Raw genomic sequence first — 7,804 nt, 5'->3', positions numbered from 1 at the left:
CCAGGCCCTTCACCGGCTGCGCGGGCGGCTCTTGCTCGCCGTCCGTTTGCTTTGCCGGCTCCGCTTTGGGCGCGGGCTCGGCCTCGGCCTTCGGGGCGGGCTCGGCGTCCGCCTTCGGTGCCTCGGCTTTGGGGGCCTCGGCGGCCGGTGCGGCCTTCTTCGCGCCGGGGCGCTTGGCGCCCGCCGCGATGCCCAGGCCCTTGACCGGCGCCGCGGGTGCCTTGTCCTCGGTCTTCGGGGCGGCCTCGGCCGGCTGAGCCTCCGCCTGCGGTGCCTCGGCGGCCGGTGCGGCCTTCTTCGCGCCGGGGCGCTTGGCGCCCGCCGCGATGCCCAGCCCCTTGGCCGGCGCGGGGGACTCCGCGGGCGCTCCCGCCTTGGCCTCGGCCTGCGCGGGCGCGGCCTTCTTGGCGCCCGGCTTCTTGGCGCCGCCGGCGATGCCCAGCCCCTTGGCGGGCGCGGCGGGCGCGGACGCCTCGGCCTTGCCGTCCCCGGCGGGTTCGGCCGCCTTCTTGCCCGGTTTCTTGGCGCCGCCGGCGATGCCGAGCCCCTTGGCGGGCGCGGCGGGCGCCGCAGCAGCGGCCTCGGACTTCGGGGCCGCCTCGGCGGGCGCCTCCTCCTTGGCCGGTGCCTCGACCGTCGCGGTGGCCTTGGGCGCCTGGGCGGCCCGCTTCTCGGCTTCCTTTGCGGCGGTGCCCTTCTCGGGCAGCGTCTCCTTGTCGTATTCGAGGGAGCCGAGCAGCACCTGCGCGACGTCGAGCACCTCGACCCCGGTCCGGCCGGCCTCCTCGGAGCGGTCGTTGACTCCGTCGGTGACCATCACCCGGCAGAACGGGCAGCCGGTCGCGATCGTGGACGCGCCGGTGGCCAGGGCCTCGTCGACGCGTTCGTGGTTGATGCGCTTGCCGATGTGCTCTTCCATCCACATCCGCGCGCCGCCGGCGCCGCAGCAGAAGCTGCGCTCGGCGTGGCGCGGCATCTCGGTGAGCGTCGCCCCCGCGGCCCCGATCAGCTCGCGCGGCGCCTCGTACACCTTGTTGTGCCGGCCCAGATAGCACGGGTCGTGGTAGGTGATGTCCTGAGAAACCGGGGTGACGGGGACCAGCTTGTTGTCGCGGATCAGCCGGTTGAGCAGCTGGGTGTGGTGCAGCACCGAGTAGTTCGCCCCCAGCTGCCGGTATTCGCGGCCCAGGGTGTTGAAGCAGTGCGGGCAGGTGACGACGATCTTGCGGTCGACGGTCTCCACGCCCTCGAACACCCCGTCCAGCGTCTCGACGGCCTGCTGGGCCAACTGCTGGAAGAGGAACTCGTTGCCCGAGCGGCGCGCGGAGTCGCCGTTGCAGGTCTCGCCGGTGCCCAGCACCAGGTACTTCACGCCGGCGATCGCGAGCAGTTCGGCGACGGCCTTGGTGGTCTTCTTGGCCTTGTCGTCGTAGGCGCCGGCGCAACCCACCCAGAACAGGTACTCGTAGCCGTCGAAGCTGTCGACGTCTTCGCCGTAGACCGGGACGTCGAAGTCCACTTCGTCGATCCAGTTCGTGCGGTCGGCGGCATTCTGGCCCCACGGGTTGGCCTTGGTCTCCAGGTTCTTGAACAGCACCGACAGCTCGGACGGGAACTCCGACTCCATCATCACCTGGTACCGGCGCATATCGACGATGTGGTCGACGTGCTCGATGTCCACCGGGCACTGCTCGACGCACGCGCCGCAGGTCACGCAGGACCACAGCACGTCGGGGTCGATGACGCCGCGCTGTTCCTCGGTGCCCACCAGCGGCCGGGTGGCCTGCTCGGGCCCGGAGCCCATCACGCGGCCGAAGCCCGACTCGGGAACGTGGTGCGCCTCGGCGTGCTTCTCGCCGGACAGCTCCTCGCCGATCCCGCCCTCGGGCGTGTTCTCGAGGGGGCTCTCCTTGTCGCCGAGGATGTAGGGCGCCTTGGCCATCCAGTGGTCGCGCAGATCCATGATGACGAGCTTGGGCGACAGCGGCTTGCCGGTGTTCCACGCCGGACACTGCGACTGGCAGCGGCCGCACTCGGTACACGTGGCGAAGTCCAGCATGGCCTTCCAGCTGAAGTCCTCGATCTTGCCGCGGCCGAATTCGGCGTCGTCGGGCGGGTTTTCGAAGTCGATCGGCTTGCCGTCGTGTTCCAGCGGCAGCAGCGGCCCCAGCCCGTTGGGCAGCCGCTTGAAGATGACGTTGATCGGCGCCGTGAAGATGTGCATGTGCTTGGAGTGCAGCACGATGATCAGGAACGCCAGCATGACCGCGATGTGCAGCAGCAGGGCCGTCGTCTCGATGATCTCGTTGGCGGGCTGCCCGAGCGGACGCAGAATGGCGCCGAACAGCTGGGACAGGAAGGCGCCCTTGCCGTAGGGCAGCGTGCCGTTGTTGACGGCCGACCCGCGAACCAGCACGTAGGTCCAGATGACGTTGAAGATCATGAACAGCACCAGCCAGGCGCCGCCGGTGTGGGAGCCGTAGAACCGGGACGAGCGGCCGTATTCCTTCGGCTCGGTCCGCCACCGGATGATCGCGAAGGTGGTGATGCCCAGGAAGACGCCGGTGGCGAAGAAGTCCTGCAGGAAGCCCAGCGCGTCCCAGCGCCCGATGATCGGGATGTGGAAGTTCTCCTGGAACAGGAAGCCGTACGCCTCGATATAGACCGTGAGCAGGATGAAGAAGCCCCACATGGTGAAGAAGTGGGCCAGGCCGGGGATCGACCACTTGAGCAGCCGGCGCTGCCCGAAGACCTCGGAGACCTCCGCCCAGATTCGCTTGCCGGGTTCGTCGGTGTGCCCTGGTGCCGGCTTCCCGGACGTGATCAGCTTGAACAGCCACAGGACCCGCTTGGCAGCGAGTGCGGCCACGACCAGCGTCATGCCCATGCCCACTATCAGTCTGATGAGCATCTGCGTCGTCACTGAACGTCTCCCCAATGCATCGTTGATTCAGCCTGCGAATTGTTTGCCTGCTCAGCCCTGCTCATAGTTACATCTCCGCAGCTTCCGCCGCGAGAAAGGCTGCCCTAACTTGGAGGCTGACCGCCGCCCGTGGCCTGCTTCGTCAGTGTGCCTGGGCGGGTGTGACCTTCGTCGCCGTGACCTGTGGCACTCGCGTCAGGGCCGGGGCTGGGGCACGAAGGGCGGCAGCAGCGGCCGCAAGCGGGTCGTCGTCGGGGGCGCGGCCGTGGTGGTCGCCTGCGATGTCGTGGGCGCCTGCGACGTCGTGGTCGGCGCGGCGGTGGTGGTCGTCGTCGGAGCTTCCGTCGTGGTGGTCGTGGTCGGCGGCGGGGTCGTCGTGGTGGTGGTCGGCGGCGGCTCGGACGACGACGACGGCGGGGGCGGGGGCGGGGGCAGGACCGTCTCGGTGGTGCTGCCGTTCGGCTCGGTGATGGTCACGGTTTGCGACGTTGGGGGGGGCGCCGGCTGGCTCGGGGCGGTGGGTTTCGCCGGGCTCGACTTGGTGAGCCCCAGGTTGATCGCCAACAGGACGGCCACCAGCACCGCCGCCGCGGCGCCGGCGACGGTCAAGACCAGCGCCGTGCGCTTGTACCAGGGCAGCCCGCCGCCCTTGGCCGGGTAGCGGCTGTCGGCGTCATCGTCGAAAGTCCTTGCCGCACCGGCATACTCGCCGGTGGCGTCGCGCCCGGTGTAGGGCACCGGCTCGTCGGCGCCGTCGGCGTCCTGGGACCAGGCCAGGGCACCGTCCACGTCGGTCGCCTGGGCGGCCCACGCGGCCTGGGTCATGTCGATTCCGCCGGTGCCCACCATCTCGGTCGGGGTTTCCACAACGGCGCCCGCGGCGGTCGGGACGCCCGCAGACGCCTGCTGGTCGCCGAGCGCCGCCGCGCCGAGGGCCGCGCTCAACGCGGGCCGCGGCGCGGTGTGGACCGGCACCGAAAATCGCCCCGACAACCGCGCGGTGAGCAGCGGAATGCCGGCGCCCCCGCCGACCGTCGCGATCGTGGCCAATTTCGGAATCCCGTTGCGGCGCAACGCTTCCTCGAGGGCATTCAGGAATCGGTCTAGCGGTTCGGAGATCAGTTGCTCGAGGTCGGCGCGGGTCAGCTGCCCGCCCGCGACCGAGGCGGTGGCGGCGGTGGACAGTTGCTCCTTGGCGCGCCGGCACTCGCCGAGCAGACGGCTCTGCGACCCGATCCGCACGGTGCTGCCCAGATCGGCCATGGTGTCATCGGAGGCCCGCAGGCGGCCGAGCACCAGTTGATCGATGCCGTCGCCGGAGAAATCGGCGTAGCGCACCGACGGGCCGATACGGGCGAAGTTGGATCCGGCGTCCATCAGGGTGATGCTGGTGCCGCTGGCGCCGAAATCGCACAGCGCGACGACGCCGGCCGTCGGGAATCCCGGCCGGCCGCGCAGCGCGGCGAGCGCGGCGGTGGCGTCGGACACCAGCACGGGGGCCACCCCGCCGCGAGCGAGGTCCGGCTGGGCGAAGAACTCCTCGCGCAGCGCGGTGAACTGGGCGTCGGACCAGTACGCCGGCACGGCGATAGTGATCGGGGTGCCGTAGCCGACGGTGCGGGCCATGGCCTCGATCGCCTCGACCGTCAGCACCTCGCCGAGGTACTTAGTCCCGTCGGCAGCCACCACGGGCGTCCGGTCGCCGACGCGCTCGACGAATCCGCGCAGCACCATCCCGTTTTCGGTCAGGTTCGGGTTTTCCTCGGGCAGGCCAACTTCGGTGGGGCGGTGCTCGAAGAGGGTCAACACGGCGCTGCGGACCACCGGGGCCCTTCCCGCGCGGGCCGCCACCAAGTTGGCCGCCCCGATCGACAGCCCGAGCGACTCGCTCATTCCCCGCACCCCACTTCCGATCGCCCGGTGGTCCTCACCCTAGCGGCCGAGGGGGTCAGCGCAGCCCCGGCGGGACCGTGATCACCGTGGGCACGCCCGGAACCGTGATCACCGACGGCACCTGGGGCAGATGATGCCGATGCGTCGGCTCCTGCTGGCTGGGCTGGCGCGTGGGCTGCCCCGTCGGCTGCTGTGCCGGCGGCTCGACCGCGCTGCTGGTGCTCGGGGTGGTCGTCGTGGTGGTCGTCGGCGCGGTCGTGGTGGTGGTTGTCGTCGCGCTGGTGCTGCTGGTGCTCGGGGTCGGGCTGGTGGTGCCCTGCCCGCCGCTCAGCAATTCGGTGATGCCGTAGACGATCAGCCCGATCAGAATGACGACGAACACCAGCCAGGCGATGAGCAGCGGCGGCTTGCGGTACCAGGGGGTGGGTTCGCTTTCCAGGTCGCCGAACGCTTCGGGCTGGTCAAACCCTTCGGGCGGGTTCGCCGGGGGTTCGCCGGTGGTGGGCTGCTCGGCGACGCCGTAGTCGGCGTGCCGGGTCGCCTGTTCGTGGAAGTCGTCTTGTGGGCCTTTGCGTGCCACGGCACCGATGGTACTGATGCCGGCTGCCAACCCCCTGAGCCCCGGGGCTGTTGCGCTCAGTTCCGGCCGAGCGCGTCGCGCACGCGTCCCCGCGCCCGGTCGAGCCGGGCGGCGGCCTCGGTCGCGTCGACGCCTGCGAGCAGCGCGACGATCGCGGTCTTGGCGTGACCCCCGGCGGCGGTGAGCGCGGCGGTCGCGGTTTTCTCGTCGACGCCGGCCGCGTCGCGGACGATCCGCACCGCGCGGCGGCGCAGCTTCGCGTTGGTCGCGCGGACGTCGACCATGCGTGGCCCGTAGGCCTTGCCGAGCGCGATCATCACGCTCGTCGAGAGCGCGTTGAGCGCGACCTTCTGGGCGGTTCCCGCGGTCAGCCGCGTCGAGCCGGCCAGCACCTCGGGCCCGGTCAACAGTTCGATCACCACGTCGGCTGACGCCTCGCTCTGCGGGTTGTTGACGATCGCGACCGTCAGCGCGCCCGCCGCGCGCGCATGCTCGAGTGCCCCGAGCACGTAGGGGGTGCGGCCCGACGCGGTGATCCCGACGAGCGCGTCGGCGGCGCTCAGGTCGGCGAGACCGGCGGGGTCGAACGCGTCCTCCGCACCCTCGATCGCCTCGGTCAGCGCCGCCGGGCCGCCGGCGATCACACCGCGCACCAGGTCGGTGCCGAACGTGGGCGCACACTCGGCCGCGTCGAGCACGCCGAGCCGCCCGGGCGTGCCGGCACCGGCGTAGATCAGGCGGCCGCCACGCTCGAGCCGCGCGGCGATCGCCCCGGCCGCCGCCGCGATCCGCGGGACCGCCGCCGCCACCGCGGCATGCGCCTCGCCTTCGGCGTCGACGAGCAGCGCGACGACTTCTCCGATGGGCCGGGCGTCCAGGTCGTGCAGGCCCGGACGGACCGCTTCGGTGGCCAGCGCGTCGAGCCCTTGCGCCGCAAAGGATTTCGATGCCGCCCGCACGCGGATCAGGTGCGGCTCGTGGATCGCCCCCAGCCGCAGCGCGCCGTCGAGCGCGTCGCCGGCGGCGGGGACGAGGTCGAGCCGTGCACGCAGCGGTTCGAACCCGGCCAGGCCGCCGACCATCGCGACCGGGCCATCGCCGACCGCGCGGGCGGTCGCGGCGAGCGCCCCGGCCGCCGCTTCGACGATCGCCAACGCGGCGGCGTCGTCCCGCGCAGCGAGGACGTCGGGTGCGAAGGACGCGAGCGCGGCGGCGCCGGTGAGCCGCGCGGGCCAGGTCTCGGGGGCGCCGAAGCGGGCGCGGGCGGCGTCGAGCAGCGTGGTGGACGGGCCGCGGCCGTCGTGGGCGCGCAGCGCCGCGCGCAGCCCGGCGGCGCCGATCCACGCGCCGCCGCCCTCGTCGCCCAGCCACGGGCCCCAGCCGTCGGCGCGCCGCCACCGACCATCCGCATCGATCGCGAGCGCCACGACGCCGGTGCCCGCGATCAGCACGACGCCCGGCTGTCCGTTCAGGGCGCCGGCGTGCGCGGTCACGGCGTCGCTGGTCACCGCGACGCGCTCCGCGCGCAGCGACGTCAGCAGCGCATCGCCCAGCGCGCGCGCCGCGTCCGGGGCCGCCTCCGCCCCGGCCGCGCCCACGATCACCTCGTCGACCGCTTCGAGCTCGCGGGCGAGATCGCCGGCCACGGTCAGGATCGCCGCCTCCGCGGCCCGCACGCCGCCGGGCGCCGCGAGCCCGGGCGCGCCCGGTCCCTCAGCCCGACGGCCGCATGCCGAAGCCCGGCACGACGTCTTACCCAGGTCGACGGCGAGGATCACCACACCCATCCTTGTCGAGCGGAGACTGGTCTGGTGGGGCGGGCGTTGCTGACCGTGGGGCACGGGACCGCCGACCGTGAGCGGCTGGCGGATTTGCTTGCCGGCGCCGGGGTTGCGCTGGTGGTGGATGTGCGGCGGTATCCGGCCAGCCGGACGAATCCGGACGTGCGGCGGGAGGCCCTGGAATGCTGGCTGCCCGACCGCGGCATCGAGTACCGATGGGAGCCACGCCTGGGCGGGCGGCGCCACGTCGCGGCGGGAGAACCGGAGCCGGACGCCTGGTGGACCGTTGCCGCCTTCCGGGCGTACGCCGCGTACACCCGGACGCCGGAGTTCGGCGCGGCGCTCGACGAGGTCCTGGCCGACGCCGCCCGGCGCACCACGGCGGTGATGTGCAGCGAGAGCGTCTGGTGGCGCTGCCACCGGCGGCTGATCGCCGACGTGGTGGAGCTCGCCCGCGCCGTCCCGGTGCGACACCTGATGCCGGACGGCCGGCTGCGCCCGCACCGCCCCGCCGACGGGGCTCGCCGCCGCCCCGACGGCCACCTGGTGTGGGACGGCGCAGCCGAGCGATCCGGACCTGCCTTTAGAACGTGTTGACCTTGTCGAGGCTGACGAACATGCCGTGGC

Annotated in this window: 5 protein-coding genes and 1 pseudogene; 1 reads left to right on the top strand and 5 read right to left on the bottom strand. The window is 72.5% G+C overall.

Translation table 11 applies throughout. The features are described from left to right. From A9X03_RS01580 to A9X03_RS30730, 5 genes and pseudogenes are all read right to left on the bottom strand, one after another. A partial coding sequence (locus A9X03_RS01580) for a (Fe-S)-binding protein (RefSeq protein ID WP_068259377.1) occupies positions 1-2,923 on the bottom strand: 2,923 nt, incomplete at its 3' end. A gap of 195 nt (positions 2,924-3,118) precedes the next feature. Further along, positions 3,119-4,816 carry an Hsp70 family protein gene (locus A9X03_RS01575; protein WP_068259371.1) on the bottom strand — a complete coding sequence of 566 codons (1,698 nt, stop codon included), beginning with the start codon at positions 4,814-4,816 and terminating at the stop codon, positions 3,119-3,121. Positions 4,817-4,871: 55 nt separating this feature from the next. After that, positions 4,872-5,396: a hypothetical protein gene (locus A9X03_RS01570; protein ID WP_068259368.1), complete on the bottom strand. Its 525-nt coding sequence runs from the start codon at positions 5,394-5,396 to the stop codon at positions 4,872-4,874. Positions 5,397-5,452: 56 nt separating this feature from the next. Further along, complete coding sequence (gene murQ, locus A9X03_RS30735) at positions 5,453-6,355, bottom strand: N-acetylmuramic acid 6-phosphate etherase (protein WP_369830986.1); 903 nt, start codon at positions 6,353-6,355, stop codon at positions 5,453-5,455. Positions 6,356-6,445: 90 nt separating this feature from the next. Then, a pseudogene (locus A9X03_RS30730) lies at positions 6,446-7,183 on the bottom strand (BadF/BadG/BcrA/BcrD ATPase family protein); the annotation flags it as partial. 24 nt (positions 7,184-7,207) lie between these two features. Here A9X03_RS30730 and A9X03_RS01560 point away from each other — a divergent pair. Then, on the top strand, positions 7,208-7,774 hold the full coding sequence (locus A9X03_RS01560) for a DUF488 family protein (protein WP_068259364.1): 567 nt from the start codon (positions 7,208-7,210) through the stop codon (positions 7,772-7,774). Positions 7,775-7,804: the final 30 nt, after the last annotated feature.

Origin of the sequence: Mycobacterium sp. E1715 (assembly GCF_001667625.1) — a bacterium.
Lineage (GTDB): Bacteria > Actinomycetota > Actinomycetes > Mycobacteriales > Mycobacteriaceae > Mycobacterium.
The sequence above is the reverse complement of the archived record's forward strand: the minus strand, read 5'-3'. Positions and strand labels throughout refer to the sequence as shown.

Coding starts and splice junctions, on each gene's coding strand:
- A9X03_RS01575 (WP_068259371.1), bottom strand. CDS start 4,816: ATGAGCGAGTCGCTCGGGCTGTCGATCGGGGCGGCCAACTTGGTGGCG.